The organism is Sphingomonas sp. PEI4 (assembly GCF_056679955.1).
The window spans coordinates 3,302,002-3,317,500 of record NZ_CM155258.1 but is presented as its reverse complement, the minus strand read 5'-3'; the positions used below and the strand labels follow the sequence as shown (position 1 = coordinate 3,317,500).

Annotated in this window: 15 protein-coding genes (1 of these 15 cut by a window edge); 2 read left to right on the top strand and 13 right to left on the bottom strand. The window is 63.8% G+C overall.

All coding sequences use genetic code 11. The features are described 5' to 3' along the window. The 11 genes from fabZ to rpsB all read right to left on the bottom strand — a co-directional run. Window positions 1-355 carry the 5' portion of a 3-hydroxyacyl-ACP dehydratase FabZ gene (fabZ, locus tag AC1MLZ_RS15335; RefSeq protein WP_480959225.1) on the bottom strand. Its footprint begins 95 nt before the window's first position, so 355 of the gene's 450 nt are visible here — the first part of the coding sequence; it begins with the start codon at window positions 353-355; the stop codon falls past the left edge of the window. 60 nt (window positions 356-415) lie between these two features. Next, complete coding sequence (locus AC1MLZ_RS15330; RefSeq protein ID WP_176501225.1) at window positions 416-1,078, bottom strand: OmpH family outer membrane protein; 663 nt, start codon at window positions 1,076-1,078, stop codon at window positions 416-418. Next, window positions 1,078-3,825 (bottom strand): outer membrane protein assembly factor BamA, encoded by a 2,748-nt coding sequence (gene bamA / locus AC1MLZ_RS15325; RefSeq protein ID WP_480961580.1) that lies wholly within the window; start codon window positions 3,823-3,825, stop codon window positions 1,078-1,080. Before bamA ends, AC1MLZ_RS15330 begins: the two co-directional genes overlap by 1 nt. Before the next feature lie 53 nt (window positions 3,826-3,878). Next, window positions 3,879-5,012, bottom strand: a complete 1,134-nt coding sequence (rseP, locus tag AC1MLZ_RS15320; RefSeq protein ID WP_480959224.1) for an RIP metalloprotease RseP — start codon at window positions 5,010-5,012, stop codon at window positions 3,879-3,881. Window positions 5,013-5,039: 27 nt separating this feature from the next. Continuing rightward, window positions 5,040-6,194: a 1-deoxy-D-xylulose-5-phosphate reductoisomerase gene (locus tag AC1MLZ_RS15315; protein WP_480959223.1), complete on the bottom strand. Its 1,155-nt coding sequence runs from the start codon at window positions 6,192-6,194 to the stop codon at window positions 5,040-5,042. Then, window positions 6,194-6,928 carry a phosphatidate cytidylyltransferase gene (locus AC1MLZ_RS15310; protein WP_480961579.1) on the bottom strand — a complete coding sequence of 245 codons (735 nt, stop codon included), beginning with the start codon at window positions 6,926-6,928 and terminating at the stop codon, window positions 6,194-6,196. Before AC1MLZ_RS15310 ends, AC1MLZ_RS15315 begins: the two co-directional genes overlap by 1 nt. 199 nt (window positions 6,929-7,127) lie before the next feature. Further along, the gene (locus AC1MLZ_RS15305; protein ID WP_480961578.1) at window positions 7,128-7,796 is read right to left on the bottom strand and encodes an isoprenyl transferase; all 669 of its coding nucleotides are present in this window, start codon (window positions 7,794-7,796) and stop codon (window positions 7,128-7,130) included. Window positions 7,797-7,873: 77 nt separating this feature from the next. Beyond that, window positions 7,874-8,431, bottom strand: a complete 558-nt coding sequence (gene frr / locus AC1MLZ_RS15300) for a ribosome recycling factor (protein ID WP_480959222.1) — start codon at window positions 8,429-8,431, stop codon at window positions 7,874-7,876. 1 nt (window position 8,432) lies between these two features. After that, window positions 8,433-9,161: a UMP kinase gene (pyrH, locus tag AC1MLZ_RS15295; protein ID WP_480959221.1), complete on the bottom strand. Its 729-nt coding sequence runs from the start codon at window positions 9,159-9,161 to the stop codon at window positions 8,433-8,435. A gap of 530 nt (window positions 9,162-9,691) precedes the next feature. Next, on the bottom strand, window positions 9,692-10,624 hold the full coding sequence (gene tsf / locus AC1MLZ_RS15290) for a translation elongation factor Ts (RefSeq protein WP_480959220.1): 933 nt from the start codon (window positions 10,622-10,624) through the stop codon (window positions 9,692-9,694). Window positions 10,625-10,713: 89 nt separating this feature from the next. Continuing rightward, complete coding sequence (gene rpsB / locus AC1MLZ_RS15285; protein WP_107954782.1) at window positions 10,714-11,568, bottom strand: 30S ribosomal protein S2; 855 nt, start codon at window positions 11,566-11,568, stop codon at window positions 10,714-10,716. Between the two features lie 325 nt (window positions 11,569-11,893). Here rpsB and AC1MLZ_RS15280 point away from each other — a divergent pair, with 325 nt between their 5' ends. Next, window positions 11,894-12,127 (top strand): hypothetical protein, encoded by a 234-nt coding sequence (locus AC1MLZ_RS15280; protein WP_480961577.1) that lies wholly within the window; start codon window positions 11,894-11,896, stop codon window positions 12,125-12,127. Here the strand turns inward: AC1MLZ_RS15280 and AC1MLZ_RS15275 are convergent. Both AC1MLZ_RS15275 and AC1MLZ_RS15270 read right to left on the bottom strand, forming a co-directional pair. Then, entirely contained in the window at window positions 12,066-12,923 is an 858-nt protein-coding gene (locus AC1MLZ_RS15275; RefSeq protein ID WP_480959219.1) for a CDP-alcohol phosphatidyltransferase family protein, read from the bottom strand. The genes AC1MLZ_RS15280 and AC1MLZ_RS15275 overlap by 62 nt on opposite strands. After that, the gene (locus tag AC1MLZ_RS15270; RefSeq protein ID WP_480959218.1) at window positions 12,923-13,651 is read right to left on the bottom strand and encodes a phosphatidylserine decarboxylase; all 729 of its coding nucleotides are present in this window, start codon (window positions 13,649-13,651) and stop codon (window positions 12,923-12,925) included. Before AC1MLZ_RS15270 ends, AC1MLZ_RS15275 begins: the two co-directional genes overlap by 1 nt. A 154-nt stretch (window positions 13,652-13,805) precedes the next feature. Between AC1MLZ_RS15270 and AC1MLZ_RS15265 the strand changes: the two genes are divergently transcribed. Continuing rightward, on the top strand, window positions 13,806-15,026 hold the full coding sequence (locus AC1MLZ_RS15265) for an NADP-dependent isocitrate dehydrogenase (RefSeq protein WP_480959217.1): 1,221 nt from the start codon (window positions 13,806-13,808) through the stop codon (window positions 15,024-15,026). Window positions 15,027-15,499 lie beyond the last annotated feature (473 nt).

The following is a 15,499-nucleotide window of genomic DNA, read 5'->3' as shown; positions in this document are numbered from 1 at the left end:
AACTGCGCTTCTGGACGAACGTCACGTCGAGCTTGAGCAACACGCCCGGCTCGACCGGCTTGCGGAACTTCGCACCGTCGATCGCCATGAAATAGACGAGCTTGCCCGACCCTGCGAGCCCCAGCGACTCGACGGCAAGAATCCCCGCCGCCTGCGCCATCGCCTCGACGATCAGCACGCCCGGCATGATCGGACGCTCAGGGAAATGCCCCTGGAAGAACTGCTCGTTCATCGACACCGCCTTGATCGCGGTGATCGAGGTGTCGAGGATCAGATCCTCGACACGGTCGACCAGCAGCATCGGATAGCGATGCGGCAGCGCAGCCATGACGCGCCCGATATCGAGCGGGCCCATCCCGGTTTTATCAGGACCGGCCTTCGCCGTTTCAGTCACCGTTTCGGTCACAAGCTGACCTTAGCGACCCTGCGGCGTGCGCGTTGCGGCAGGCGCACGACCGGCTGGAGCCGGCGCGGCACCCTGCTGCTGGCCACCCTGCTGGTTCGGCTGCCAGTTTGCCGGCACGGCCGTGCTGACGGTCGGCACGAGGCGATCGAGCTCGGTCGTGATCGCCGCAGTGATGTCGGCGGTCGGCTGAGCGAACAGCGCGGCCTCGGGGCGCAGCAACAGGCTGACGTTCTTTGCGCGGACCGCTGCCGTCACGGCGTCGCTGAGCTTCGCCTGGATCTGCTCGATCGCGTATTGCTGCGCGCGCTGGGCGGGCTGCGTCAGGCGAGCGAGTTCCTGGTTGGCGGCATTCTCACGCGTCTGGATCGCCTGAGCCTGCGGACGCAGCGTCGCTTCGGTCGCGCCCGGCGCGCGCTGCGCGGTCTGGAATGCAGTCACCAGCGGCTGAAGCTCACGCGCGACGGCCTGGCGGCGCGTCTCGGCCTGGTCGAGCTGTGCCTTGTAAGTCGTCTCGATCTGGGCGCGCGCGGCGTTCCAGGCCTTCGAATTGGCGATCGCACCCTGCGCGTCGGCGACGGCGATGCCCGAAACCTGTGCATCGGCAGCGGTCGCGGTCATGGCGGCAGGCGCAACGAGCGCTGCGGCGAGGAGAAGCGTCTTGAACGTCGTCATCAGAACTGTGTCCCTACGTTGAAAGTAATAAGCTTGGGGTCGTCGCCCTTCTGCGTGAGCAGAGCCTTGGCGAGATCGATGCGGAGCGGGCCGAACGGCGAGTTCCAGTTCACGCCGATACCAACCGAAAGACGTGGGCTGGCCGAGTTGCCGAGGAACGTTTCCTGGAACGGCGAGATACCCGGTATTGCGGTGTTGGTCTCGCCACCGACGCATGCTGCGCCAGGCGTTGCCGAATATCCGACCTGACACGTCGTCTGACGAGTCGTCGGCGTCGTTTGTCCTGCCGGCGTAAACACGTTGTTATAGAGAATGTTGTTTGCTGCATCCCGCGCAGGAAGCGGCTGATAAACCGGGTTTCCGTTTTTATCGAGCGTGAACGGGAACTCCGCGGTCGGCAACGGCCTCTTGATGCCGAATAGGCTGCCCACCTGAGCGTAGATCGACGGACGCAGGCCCAACTCGCGCGCGCCCGAACCCAACGGGATCTCGATTTCCGCACGCGCCAGATAATAGGCGCGACCGCCGAGCGCATCGTCCTGGATCTGGTCGCGCGAGGTCTGGACGGTCTGCGTGCCGTCTGCGTTATTGATATACTGGGCCCGCAAAACGCGGGGTCCGACACCGCGGATGTCGAAACCACGGAACTGCGGTTCGCCGAGATAGAAGCGGTCGGTAATCCGGACCGGATCGATACCGGGACCGCGGCTGCTTTCAAGCGGATGGATATAGCCACCTTCCGCAATGATAGAACCGATAAAGCCGCTGCCGAGATTGGCGTATTTCGAACCTTCGAAACGTGTCCGGATATATTTGACGTCGCCGCCGAGACCGGCAAAATCCTGGCTGAACGAGAAGCGCGAACCGGCGGTCGGCCGCAGGCGGCTGTTCAACGTATCGCGGATCAGCGAATAGCCGACCGATGACGTCCACCGGTTGCCGATCGCCTCGCAAAGATAGCGCCCTGCTGCCAGGAAGTTGCAAGAGCCGTCGGCATTCAGGAACTGGTTGTCGAGACTGACTTCATCGTACGAAAGGCCATAGCGCGCCGACAACGACCAGAACTCGGTGAGCGGCACACCGGCACGAAGCTGGAAGCCGGTCGAGACCTGCGAATAGTTGGTCTGACGATCGTTGCCGTTGAAGCTGAACGAGTTGTAATCGCGGCGGAAGATGTCGCCGCCGACCGCGATGTTCTTGTCGAACAGATACGGCTCGGTAAAGCCCAGCTCGATCGACTTCGAATAGCTCGAATAGTTGACGCCGGCGCGCAGTTCCTGGCCCTTGCCGCGGAAGTTGCGCTGCGTGATGTTCGCCTGGATGATGAAGCGCTCGAGGCTCGAATAGCCTGCCGACAGCTGAAGCTCGCCGGTCGACTTCTCTTCGAGGTTGGTCTCGAGGATGACGCGATCAGGCGCCGAACCCGGCAACTGCTTGATCTCCATCTTGTCCTGGAAATACCCCAGCGAGTTGATGCGATCCTGCGAACGCTTCACCTGGAAGCTGTTGAACGCATCGCCCTCGGCCAGACGGATCTCGCGCCGCACGACCTTGTCCTGCGTCTGCGTGTTGCCGTTGATCTCGATCCGCTCGACATAGGTCCGCTTGGCTTCGGCGATGTTGAAATTAATCCCCATCGTCAGCGTTTCAGAGTCCTTGGCGAACTCCGGGTTCACCTCGGTGAACGCATAGCCGAAAAGGCCTGCGGTCTGGCTGAGGTTGTCGACCGAATCCTCGACCAGCTTGGCGTTGTACCAGTCGTCCTTCTTGAGCGGCAGCGAGGCGGCGAGCTTGGTGTTGTCGAAGTCGCGGATCTGGCTGTCGACGGTGACGTCGCCGAACTTGTAGCGTTTGCCCTCCTCCACCACGTACGTGATGATGAAGTCCTTCTTGTCCGGCGTCAGCTCGGCGACGGCAGACGTCACGCGGAAATCGGCATAGCCCTGCGTCAGATAGAACTGGCGGAGCTTCTGCTGATCGTAGGACAGGCGGTCCTGATCGTAGCTGGTGGCCGACGAGAGCAGGCGGAACAGGCGTGCCTGCTTGGTTGCCATCTGGCCGCGGATCTGATCGTCGGAGAACACTTCGTTGCCGAGGACGTTGATCTGGCGGACCTTCGATTTTGGCCCTTCGCTGACCTCGAACACAACGTCGACCCGGTTCTGGTCGAGATTGACCATCTTCGGATCGACCACGGCGGCGAACCGGCCCTGGCGGCGATACAGCTCGATGATCCGGCCGATATCCTGGCGAACCGCGGTGCGCGTGAAGATCTGGCGCGGCGCGAGCTTGATCTCTTTCGTGATCTTGTCGCTCTTCAGCGCCTTGTTGCCCTCGATGATCACCCGGTTGATGATCGGATTCTCGCGCACGCGAAGGACGATATTGCCACTCTCGACGCCTGCGATCGAATAATCGGCGAACAGGTCGCTGGCCTGAAGATCCTTCAGTGCCTGATCGAGCGTCTCTGCCGTGTACGGAACGCCGACTCGCAGCTTCGTGTACGACAGCACCGTCTCGGGCTCGATCCGTTGCGAACCTTCGACTCGCAAAGTTTTGATCGTGCGGACGGATACCGGAGCCGCAGTGGGCGTTACAGCATTAGCCGCTCCGCTGAGCGGATCGCGGACGGCAGTGGGAGTAGCCGGCGCGGTCTGCGCCAGCGCGGGAACGCCCGACAGGATCGTACCTGCAAGCAGCAGGGCGCCCTTACGCGCGAAATCGTAACCGTTGATCGCTGTCACCAAACCCACCTTAAAAACGTGCACATACAAGGCGCGCCCGCCCTGCCCTATCGTCGTCAGCCGATCAAGCCGGCCAAGTTCTTCCAGAGCCCGAAATTGCCGAGATCGTTGAAGGTCACCAGCAACATCAGCGCGAGAATTGCCGCGAGGCCACCACGGAACGCCCATTCTTGAACCTGCGGCTCGACCGGGCGCCTGCGCACCGCTTCGATCGCATAGAAGAACAGGTGACCGCCATCCAGCATCGGCACTGGCAGCAGGTTGATGAACCCCAGATTGATCGAAACCAGCGCGATCAGAAACACATAGGCATCCAGCCCGAGCGACATCTGCTCGCCCGACACCTTGGCGATGCTCAGCGGTCCGCCAAGTTCCTTCACCGATCGACGGCCGGTGATAACCTGCCCCAGCGTCTCGACCATCATCGACACGATCTGACCCGTGCGTTTCACCGCGACGACGGGCGCCTCGATCAGGCTCACAGGGACGATGACCGGCTTGGCGCCGGCGATGCCGAGGCGGCCGATCCGGTATTCGTTGCCGAAGCGATCGCGCTGCAATTCGGTGCCGATCACCAGAGCGCGCGACACCGTCTGGGCGCCGCGTACCGCGTCGATTCGCGTGCTCTCGCCCGCCCGGATACGGGCAAAGCGGGCGAGATCGTCGAATGTCTCGACCGAACGTCCGCCGATCGCCGTGATCCGATCGCCCACTTGCAGACCGGCCGTTGCGGCGGCGCTGCCCGGTACCGTCCCACCAACGATCGCGGGCATGCGGACGTCGCCATACGCAAACGCAAAACCGGCAAGGATCAGGATCGCAACGACGAAATTAATGACGGGGCCTGCTGCGACGACGATCGCGCGTTGCCATACCGGCTTCGACTGGAAGGTGCGCTGACGCTCATCAGCAGGCAGCGACAGCCATTCCGCCGAGGGCTGGCTCGCCGGGTTCATGTCGCCCGCGAACTTCACATAGCCGCCCAGCGGCAGCCAGCCGAACTTCCAGCGGGTACCGCGCTTGTCCGTGAAACCGGCGATCTCGCGACCGAAGCCGATCGCAAAGGCATCCGCCTTGATCCCGAAATAGCGCCCCGCGAGATAATGTCCCATCTCGTGCACGAACACGAGCGGCCCGATCACCAGCGCGAACGACAGGACGGTCAACAGGATACCGGGTGTTTCGATCAAACCGCGCAATCCTTCAATTGCCGGCCTTCACCGACCGGCCTTCACACGCTCGCCCGCCAATATCCGCGCTTCGGCGTCGATCGCCAGCACGGCATCGACGCTGTCCGGTGCGGCCGGGTCATAACACGATAACGTATGTTCGACGATTGCGGCAATTTCGAGGAAGCCGATGCGGCGCTGAAGAAATGCCTCGACCGCTACCTCGTTGGCAGCATTGAGAATTGCCGGCCGCGCGCCGCCTGCGTCGAGCGCCTCGCGCGCCAACCGCAGCGCGGGGAAGCGGACCGGATCGGGTGCCTCGAAGTCGAGTCGACCGATCGCGACCAAGTCCAGCGGGGCCATCGGCGTCGCCATCCGGTCCGGCCAGGCGAGCGTATGCGCGATCGGTGTCCGCATGTCGGGCGGACCGAGCTGCGCGAGAACCGACCCATCAACATAATCGACGAGGCTGTGGACCACCGATTGCGGATGGATGACGATCTCGATCCGATCGTGCGCAATCGGGAACAGCCGCGCGGCCTCGATAAGTTCGAGCCCCTTGTTCATGCAGGTCGCCGAATCGACTGAGATCTTCGCACCCATCGACCAGTTCGGATGCTTCACCGCCTGTTCGAGTGTCACGCCGCGCATCTGCTCGGTTGTCCAGTCGCGGAACGGCCCGCCGCTGCACGTCAGGATGATCCGCCGCACGCGCTCCGGCCGCGTCGCGTCGAAGCACTGGAAGATCGCGTTGTGTTCGGAATCCGCCGGCAACAGCGTCGCGCCGGTCCTTGCCGCAGCGGCCAGGATGACGTCGCCGGCGGAGACCAGCGGTTCCTTGTTGGCGATCACGACGGTACCGCCCTGCTCGATCGCCGCCATTACCGGCTTCAGCCCCGCGCAACCTACGATCGCCCCCATCGTCCAGTCGGCACCCGACGCTGCCGCCTCGGCGATCGCGTCGGCACCGCCGCCCGCACGGATTCCCGTGCCGGCCAGTGCCTCGCGAAGTTCCGGAAGACACCCTTCGTCCGCAACGACGGCGAATTCGGCTCGGGTCCGGATCGCGGCAGCGGCGAGCTTCGTCACGTCGCAATTCGCGGTCAGCGCGACGACCCGGAAACGGTCGGGCTCACGCTCGACAAGGTCGAGCGTCGAGGTGCCGACCGAACCGGTCGCCCCCAGAATCGTAATGCTCTTCATCAGTAGAAATGCGGCAACAGGACGAGGAACGCCGCGACCGGCGCGACCGGAACCAGGCCATCGAGCCGGTCCATCACGCCGCCATGCCCCGGCAGGATGTTGCCGCTATCCTTCACACCCGCCACGCGCTTCAACCAGCTCTCGTAAAGATCGCCCAACTGCGCGAGCACGGCGAGCACCGGCGTCGCCAGCGTCATCCGCATCGGCAGGCCGTATTGCGTGTGCAGAACCGCCGCGACCGCACTCGCGAGCACGACGCCACCGATCAGCCCCGACCACGTCTTGTTGGGGCTGATCACCGGCGCGAGCTTCGGCCCGCCCAGCGTCCGCCCGGTAAAGAACGCGCCGATATCGCACGCCCACACCAGCGACAGCGCCCACAGCGTAAAGAGGATGCCCTCGTCCTGCCGCCGAATGATCATCAGCGCGAAGACGGGGAGTCCGCAATAGATAACGCCCAGCGCCACGGGTGGCTTTCGGGTCGTGATGACGACGAAGAACGCAGCCCCCGCGAGCAGCCCCAGCGTGAAGAAATCATGGATCACCAGGATCAGCGACGCCGGCGCCATCAGCGCGAGCGGCACCGACAGCGCGAACTGTGCCATGCGCTTGGTCTTGGCATCGACGCCGTGCAGCGTCGACCATTCCGCCATCATGAACAGCGCGGCGACCACACCGAGCACCCAGAACGCGATCCCGCCGAGCGTGAGCGCGACGCTTGCCACCGCGATCATTCCGACGCTGGCGATGATCCGGAGCTGCAAATTGGACGGCGTACGCAACGCCTGGTCCGGCGCGTTCGCGGGGTCTGGCAGTGTCGTCAAGAAGCCACTCCAAACCTTAAGCCGTTCCCCCGCGAAAGCAGAGGTCCAGGGTCACGCACGCTGACGCTCCCGGCTCCTTGCCCCCCGCGTTCGCGAGGAAACACAAGACTCACAGGCCACCGTAGCGGCGCTGCCGCTGGCCGAACGCAGCAACCGCATCGGCCAGCGCGGCCGCATCGAAGTCGGGCCAGAGCGTATCGACGAACAGCAATTCGGCATACGCCGCCTGCCACAACAGGAAGTTCGACAGACGCTGCTCGCCCGACGTCCGGATCATCAGGTCCAGCGGCGGCAGGTCATGCGTGTCGAGTTCCGCCTCGATCGTCGCAACGTCGATATCCGCGGGGTCCAGAGCACCATCACGCGCCCGCTCCGCCAGTCGCCGCGCGGCAGTCACTAGTTCGGCATGCGCGCCGTAATTCAGCGCGATCGCCAGGATCGGGCCGGTATTCCCCGCCGTCCGCGCGATCGCATCGTCGACCATCGCGACCAGATCGGGCGAGAAGCTGTGATAATCGCCGATCACGCGCAGACGGACGTCCTCGCGTGCGAGTTCGTCGAGGTCGCTGCGGATGAAATGCCGCATCAACCCCATCAGGTCGCTGACCTCCTCGGCTGGACGCCGCCAGTTCTCCGACGAGAACGCGTACAGCGTCAACGCCTCGATCCCCATCGCCCGCGCCGCGCGCGTCACCTTGCGCACCGCCTCGACGCCGGCCTTGTGCCCGGCGAAGCGCGGCAGGAACCGCTTCTTCGCCCAGCGGCCATTGCCGTCCATGATGATCGCGACATGACGCGGCACCGCGCCGCCCGCAGGAACGGCAGCAAGTGGCGCGGCCGAGGTGGCCTGCAATCTCACTTGCCCAGGATTTCCTTTTCCTTGGCGGTCGCAGTCGCATCCAGTTCGGCGACGACGCCATCGGTCAGCTTCTGGACTTCGGTCTCGTGACGCTTGCGCTCGTCCTCGCTGAACACGCCCTTCTTCTCGTCGATCTTCAGCGAATCCATCCCGTCGCGACGGACGTTACGCACTGCGATCCGCGCCTTCTCGGCATACTGGCCCGCCAGCTTGGCGAGCTCCTTGCGGCGCTCCTCGGTCAGATCCGGGATCGGCAGGCGCAGCGTCTGGCCGTCGACGATCGGGTTGAGGCCGAGACCCGCCGAGCGGATCGCCTTGTCGGTTGGCCCGACGTTCGACTTGTCCCAGACCTGCACCGACAGCATCCGGGGCTCGGGTGCCGATACGGTCGCGACCTGGTTCAGCGGCATCGACGATCCGTACACGGTCACCATCACCGGATCGAGCAGCGCGGTCGACGCGCGGCCCGTACGCAGGCCGGCGAGATCGCCCTTCAGCGCTTCGACGGCACCCGCCATGCGGCGTTCGAGGTCGATCTTGTCGTATGCAGCCATCTTAAAGCTCCTGCTCGTTCTGGACGATCGTCGACACGCCATCACCCGCCAACACCGCGGCGAGATTGCCGGGTTCGCGGATGTTGAAGACGACGATCGGGATGTTGTTGTCACGGCACAGCGCGATCGCGCTCGCGTCCATGACCTTGAGGTCGTCGGACAGCACGCGGCTGTACGACACCGTTTCGTAGCGCACCGCGTCCGGGTGCGTCTTCGGATCGGCGTTGTAGACACCGTCGACCGAAGTACCCTTGAACAGCGCGTCGCACTTCATCTCGGCGGCACGCAACGCGGCGCCCGAATCGGTGGTGAAATAGGGGCTGCCGACGCCTGCCGCGAAGATCACGACGCGGCCCTTCTCAAGGTGACGCTCGGCACGGCGGCGGATGAACGGTTCGCACACCGACGCCATCGGAATCGCCGACTGGACGCGCGTATCGACGCCGATCTGCTCCAGCGCGTTCTGCACGGCGAGCGCGTTCATCACGGTCGCCAGCATGCCCATGTAGTCGCCGGTCGCGCGGTCCATGCCGCGCGCCGCGCCCGCCATGCCGCGGAAGATATTGCCCCCGCCGACGACGATGCAGATCTCATAGCCCTTGGCTTTGATGTCCGCGATCTCCTGCGCGACGCGCGCGGTGACGGTCGGATCGATCGAAAGACCCGACGGTCCCATCAGGACTTCGCCCGACAGTTTCAGCAGGATACGTTTGTAGCGCGGAGGCGTCATAAATCTCGAATATTGATTGGCGGGGCGGCGCGGACCTTAGGCGGCGGGCGATTTGCACACAACCCGGTCCCGCCGGGGTATTCCTTCCTCTGGTCGAAGGAGGACCGCCAAATCCCTCTCCCGTTGGAAGGGTGGGCGAGCGTTTGCATGCCGGAAGGGGTAGGGCGACGGAAAGGTTCAAACCTTGCCCTCACCCCGCGCTTGCTGCGCAAGCTAGCCCCTCTCCCCGATGGGAGAGGGGTAGTTGGTCCTTCTCCCCTCGGGGAGAAGGTGGCCCGGTAGGGCCGGATGAGGGGGCGTGAGGTTCGCGACCTCGCCCCCATTTTCCAAACCAGCCTCCCGGTAAGAGAAAACGCCCGCCAAACTCACTCCGTCACCCCGGACTTGTTCCGGGGCCCACCGTTCCGCGTAATCACCGACCGGCGGTTTGCGGAACCGTGGATGCCGGAACAAGTCCGGCATGACGGAGGACATTTAGCGAGCGCTCGATCTCCAATGCCCTCTCCCCGAGGGGCGAGGGCAAAGTCGGCTTACGCCTGGGGCACGCCCGAAGCAGCAGCAACCTCGGCTGCGAAGTCGGACTGCTCCTTCTCGATGCCCTCGCCGAGCTGGAAGCGGACATAGTCCACCAGCTTGATCTCGGTCCCTGCATCCTTGCCGGCCTTGGCGACGACGTCGGAGATCTTGGTCTTGCCGTCCATCACGAACAGCTGGCTGACCAGGGCATGCTCCTTGCGGTACTTGGCGATCCCGCCCTCGACCATTTTCGCAATGATGTCGGCAGGCTTGCCCGACTCGGCGGCCTTCTCGGTCGCGATCGCGCGCTCACGCTCGATCTCGGACTCGTCCAGGTCGGCTTCGTTCAGCGCCTTCGGGAATGCCGCTGCGATGTGCATCGCGAGCTGCTTGCCGAGCGTCTGGAGAACCTCGTCCGAAGCCTCCGACTCGAGCGCGACGAGCACGCCGATCTTGCCGAGGCCGGGAGCGGCTGCGTTGTGGATGTACGGAACGACCGCACCCTTGCTGACTTCCAGCGTGCGCGAACGGCGCAGCGACTGGTTCTCGCCGATCGTGGCGACGTTGTTCGTCAGGACTTCCTCGACGGTCTTGCCCGATGGCATCGCCTGCGTCTTCAGCGCATCGACGTCGCCGCCAGTTGCGAGCGCGATCTGCGTCACGTCACGGACGAACGACTGGAACTGCTCGTTCTTGGCGACGAAATCAGTCTCGGAGTTCACTTCGACCGCGGCACCCTTGGTGCCCGACACGGCGACGCCGACCAGGCCCTCGGCCGCGGTGCGGCTGGACTTCTTGGCGGCGGCGGCGAGGCCCTTGGTGCGCAGCCAATCCATCGCCTGATCCATGTCGCCCGACGTCTCGCTAAGCGCCTTCTTGCAATCCATCATGCCCGCGCCGCTCTTCTCGCGCAAAGTCTTGACCATCGCTGCCGTGATATCGGCCATATCTTTAGTCCTTTTTAGGTCTGAATGTAGTTGCGGGCGAGGCAGAGCTTTCGCCCTACCCCGCCCGCATGACGGTTCGGCGACGACGCTTATGCGTCGATCTGGCGCTCACCCTCGGCTGCCAGCTCGGCAGCGATATCGGCGTTCGCAGCAGCTTCGGTCGTGTCGGCGGAAGCCTCGACGACGGGATCTGCGCTCAGTGCCTCTTCCTTCGGCGGCTCGATCATCGCGCCGATGTCGGCACCGGTGCGGCGCTGCTGCTCCTGGCCGCCGCGCGTCGCTGCGATAGCGATCGCCTCGCAGTACAAGCGGATGGCGCGGGCTGCGTCGTCGTTCGCGGGAACCGGGAAGGCAATGCCGTCCGGCGACACGTTCGAATCGAGGATCGCGACGACGGGAATACCCAGCGTGTTGGCTTCCTTGATCGCCAGCTCTTCCTTGTTCGCGTCGATCACGAACATCACGTCAGGAATGCCGCCCATGTCGCGGATGCCGCCGAGCGAAAGCTCGAGCTTGTCCTTCTCGCGGGTGAGCTGAAGCACTTCCTTCTTGGTCAGGCCGACGGTGTCGCCCGACAGCATTTCCTCGAGCGTCTTGAGACGCTTGATCGAACCCGAGATGGTCTTCCAGTTGGTGAGCATGCCGCCCAACCAGCGATGGTTGACGAAGTGCTGGCCCGAACGACGTGCTGCGTCTGCGACGGGCTCCTGCGCCTGGCGCTTGGTGCCGACGAACAGGACCTTGCCGCCGCCGGCAACAGCCGACGAGACGAATTCGAGCGCGCGCGCGAACAGCGGCACGGTCTGCGAAAGGTCGAGAATGTGGACGCCGTTACGATCACCGAAGATGTAAGGCTTCATCTTGGGGTTCCACCGATGAGTCTGGTGGCCGAAATGCGCGCCCGTTTCGATGAGCTGCTGCATGGAGACGACTGGAGCCGCCATAGGGATATATCCTTCCGGTTGTGCCTCTGGGAAGCGGATGACGTCGTGGCCGAATGACCGTGACGCACCGGGCTATGATGCCTCCCATGCGGGGTTAGAGGCGCGGCCCTTAACCGGGCGTTTGCCGAAAAGCAATCCTCAACGCCGCGCTTGACTCACGGAACGCAATGAGAACATAAAGGGTTCAGAGGGGAACAGATGTTCGACTCGGCGCAGAATCACCTCGGTAGGACGGGATTCGAAATGCGACGAATGGAACGATGTTTCTGACCAAGTGTTTGCGGACATTAGTGATTTGTTCGCAACTCATAGGAAGGCGGACGTGATGTTGGTTCTGAGCTTCATGGTTTTTGCTGGTGCGTTCGCGGTCGCGGGCATGATGATCGTCTCGTCGATCGCGCCGCAGTGGAACCGTATCGTCCGCCTCGCGATGGGCAACGTAGAACCGGCGTTCCAGCCACTCCGCACGCTTGCCGTTGCGGAGCGCCGGATCGCCGTCAGGCGCTGGGCTTCGGCATCGGCTCCGGCACCCGCCCGCCGCTGGAACGCTGCCGCCTGATCTTGGCGTAGCTCGCGATGCTGAACGGCATCGAGATCAGGTACAACACGCAGACGATGCTGAGCGTATGCCACGGCGCGCTCACCATCGCGGCGCCGAGCAGCACGACAAGCGCTATGGCCTCGAACCGGATATTGCTGCGGAGTTTGACCGAACTCCACGAATAGGTTGCGATACTCGACACCATCAGCAGCGCAACGAACGCGACCCACGGCGCCACGAAATACGGCGACGCGAATTTCGGCTCGTCGGTCCAGAACCAGAAGAACATCGGCATTAGGGCCAGACCGGCACCGGCGGGCGCCGGGACGCCGGTGAGAAAGCCGGCCGATTTGTGCGGCTGATGGCTCTCGTCGATCTTGGCGTTGAAGCGGGCGAGACGCAGCGCGCAGAAAACTGCAAGGATCAACGAGCAGATCCAGCCGACGCGTGGCAACGCGGTCAGCGACCATAGATATACGATCAGAGCGGGCGCGACGCCGAACGAGATTGCATCGGACAGCGAATCGAGCTCGGCACCAAACCGGCTTTCACCGTGCAGCATCCGGGCGATCCGGCCATCGAGTCCATCGAGCACGCCCGCGACCATGATCATCGCGACCGCGCTTTCCCACTGCCCGCCGATCGCGAACCGCACGCCGCTCAGGCCTGAACATAGTGCGAGCGCCGTAACGGCGTTAGGTGCGACGGCGCGCAACGGAAGTCCGCGCGGTGCACGACGTGTGCGGCCGAACCGCCCGCGGCCCCGCTCTTCGATCGAATCGGTCGAACCATCGTCGATCCCGTCGCGATCCATCACTGGGCGATACCACCGACCGGGACGCCACCGACGCGACCAAGCACGGTCTCGCCCGCGATGCTGCGCTGGCCGAGGCACACCTGCGGTACGACGTGATCGGGCAGGTACACGTCGACGCGGCTACCGAATCGAATCAGCCCGATGCGCTGACCGACCGCGACCATATCGCCGGCCTTCACAAAACCGAGAATGCGACGTGCGACGAGCCCCGCGATCTGCGTGAAGCCTATTCGTAGGCCGTTGCGATCTTCAACGACAAAATGCTGGCGTTCGTTTTCGTCGCTGGCCTTGTCCAGGTCGGCGTTTAGGAACTTGCCCGAGATATAGACGACCTGGCGGATCGTGCCCGCTATCGGCGTGCGATTGATGTGCACGTCGAACACCGACATGAAGATCGACACGCGCACCAGCGGCGCGTCGCCGAGACCGTTCTCGCCGGCGAGTTCGCGTGGGATCGGCACGCGCTGGATCATCGTGATCAGGCCGTCGGCGGGCGCGACGATCAAGCCAGCACCCTGCGGAGTCGTGCGGATCGGATCGCGGAAGAACGTCGCGACCCAGATCACGACGCCGACCATCGGCCAGAACAGCACATGGCTGACGATCGTCAGCAACAGCGTGATGCCGGTCGCGATCGCGACGTATTTGTGCCCCTCCGGATGGACTGCGGGAAATCGCCATTTGACCGTGGAGGTCGTGACGGGCGGCTTGTCGAGCGATGCCATAACCTGCGGGTCTATCCGTGCCTGACGCGCGATACAACGATGAACCGGCTTTTCCTTATTGGACCATATGGTTGTCCAGTCGTTGCCCAACGGTTGATCGCCACGGCGCGGTCCCCTAGACGCTCCCCAAACCCCTCCCCCGAAGGACCCGGACATGGCGAAGATCAAGGTAAAGAACCCGATCGTTGAGATCGACGGCGACGAGATGACGCGGATCATCTGGGAATGGATTCGCGAGCGCCTGATCAAGCCGTATCTCGACATCCAGCTCGATTATTACGACCTCGGCGTCGAGCATCGCGACGCGACCGACGACCAAGTCACGATCGACAGCGCGCTCGCCACGCAGAAGCACGGCGTCGCGGTGAAGTGCGCGACGATCACGCCCGACGAGCAGCGCGTGACCGAGTTCGGCCTGAAGAAGATGTGGAAGTCGCCGAACGGCACGATCCGCAACATCCTCGGCGGCACCATCTTCCGCGAGCCGATCGTGATCAAGAACGTCCCCCGCCTGATCCCGGGCTGGACGCACCCGATCGTCGTCGGCCGTCACGCGTTCGGCGACCAGTACCGCGCGACCGACTATCTGGTCCCCGGCCCCGGCAAGCTGCGCCTCGTGTTCGAAGGCGATGACGGCACGGTCATCGACCGCGAGGTGTTCCAGTTCCCGTCGGCAGGCGTCGCGATGGCGATGTACAATCTCGACGATTCGATCCGCGATTTCGCGCGCGCATCGATGCATTACGGCCTCAACCTGAAGTGGCCGGTGTACCTGTCGACCAAGAACACCATCCTCAAGGCCTATGACGGCCGCTTCAAGGATCTGTTCGCCGAGATTTTCGAGGCCGAGTTCAAGGACAAGTTCAAGGAAGCGAACATCGTCTACGAGCATCGCCTGATCGACGACATGGTCGCATCGGCGCTCAAGTGGAACGGCGAGTTCGTCTGGGCCTGCAAGAACTATGACGGCGACGTTCAGTCGGATCAGGTCGCGCAAGGGTTCGGCTCGCTCGGCCTGATGACCTCGATCCTGCTGACCCCGGATGGCAAGACCGTCGAGGCCGAGGCGGCGCACGGCACCGTCACGCGTCACTTCCGCATGCACGAGCAGGGCAAGGCGACCTCGACCAACCCGATCGCGTCGATCTTCGCATGGACCGGTGGCCTGAAGTATCGTGGCAAGTTCGACGACACGCCCGACGTCACGAAGTTCGCCGAGACGCTCGAGCGCGTCTGCATCAAGACGGTGGAAGACGGCCACATGACCAAGGATCTCGCGATCCTGATCGGCCCCGACCAGCCCTGGATGACCACCGAGCAGTTCTTCGAACAGGTGCGGTCGAACCTCGAAACCGAAATGGGCAACTGGGCGTAAGCTTGGCCTGAGGGGCGGCGGCCATCTCTTTCGAGAGGATGGCCCCGCCCTCGTCCCTCCGTCATGCCGGGCCCTTCGACGAGCTCAGGAGAGCCTTGGTCCGGCATCCACCGTGCCGCAGAATCGACAGGATCGAATTCGCGGCACCGTGGACCCCGGAACTAGTCGGTACTTATCCCATCCAAACATGTAGCCGTCATTCCCGCGCAGGCGGGAAACCATACTGGCAAGCTTCGGGGAATGGTCTCCACCGTATGAGCATCTGGGTCCCCGCCTCCGCGGGGATGACGATGGGTACATGCCGGAGCGGGATAAGCACCGAACTAATCCGGGGTGACTGGATGCCTTTCCTAGCGGACCGTATCGCGCACGGCCTTCCGGTTGCCTTGGATTCGCGCGGTCGGCATTCCACCGCGGCTCCAGAACGACCCGTCGATGCACGGCGCAGTATTTCTTCCTGACAAATCCGTCAT

Coding starts and splice junctions, on each gene's coding strand:
- tsf (WP_480959220.1), bottom strand. CDS start 10,624: ATGGCCGATATCACGGCAGCGATGGTCAAGACTTTGCGCGAGAAGAGC.
- AC1MLZ_RS15280 (WP_480961577.1), top strand. CDS start 11,894: ATGTTGGTTCTGAGCTTCATGGTTTTTGCTGGTGCGTTCGCGGTCGCG.
- rpsB (WP_107954782.1), bottom strand. CDS start 11,568: ATGGCGGCTCCAGTCGTCTCCATGCAGCAGCTCATCGAAACGGGCGCG.
- AC1MLZ_RS15270 (WP_480959218.1), bottom strand. CDS start 13,651: ATGGCATCGCTCGACAAGCCGCCCGTCACGACCTCCACGGTCAAATGG.
- AC1MLZ_RS15315 (WP_480959223.1), bottom strand. CDS start 6,194: ATGAAGAGCATTACGATTCTGGGGGCGACCGGTTCGGTCGGCACCTCG.
- AC1MLZ_RS15310 (WP_480961579.1), bottom strand. CDS start 6,928: ATGATCGCGGTGGCAAGCGTCGCGCTCACGCTCGGCGGGATCGCGTTC.
- AC1MLZ_RS15305 (WP_480961578.1), bottom strand. CDS start 7,796: ATGGACGGCAATGGCCGCTGGGCGAAGAAGCGGTTCCTGCCGCGCTTC.
- pyrH (WP_480959221.1), bottom strand. CDS start 9,161: ATGACGCCTCCGCGCTACAAACGTATCCTGCTGAAACTGTCGGGCGAA.
- AC1MLZ_RS15330 (WP_176501225.1), bottom strand. CDS start 1,078: ATGACGACGTTCAAGACGCTTCTCCTCGCCGCAGCGCTCGTTGCGCCT.
- frr (WP_480959222.1), bottom strand. CDS start 8,431: ATGGCTGCATACGACAAGATCGACCTCGAACGCCGCATGGCGGGTGCC.
- AC1MLZ_RS15275 (WP_480959219.1), bottom strand. CDS start 12,923: ATGGATCGCGACGGGATCGACGATGGTTCGACCGATTCGATCGAAGAG.
- AC1MLZ_RS15265 (WP_480959217.1), top strand. CDS start 13,806: ATGGCGAAGATCAAGGTAAAGAACCCGATCGTTGAGATCGACGGCGAC.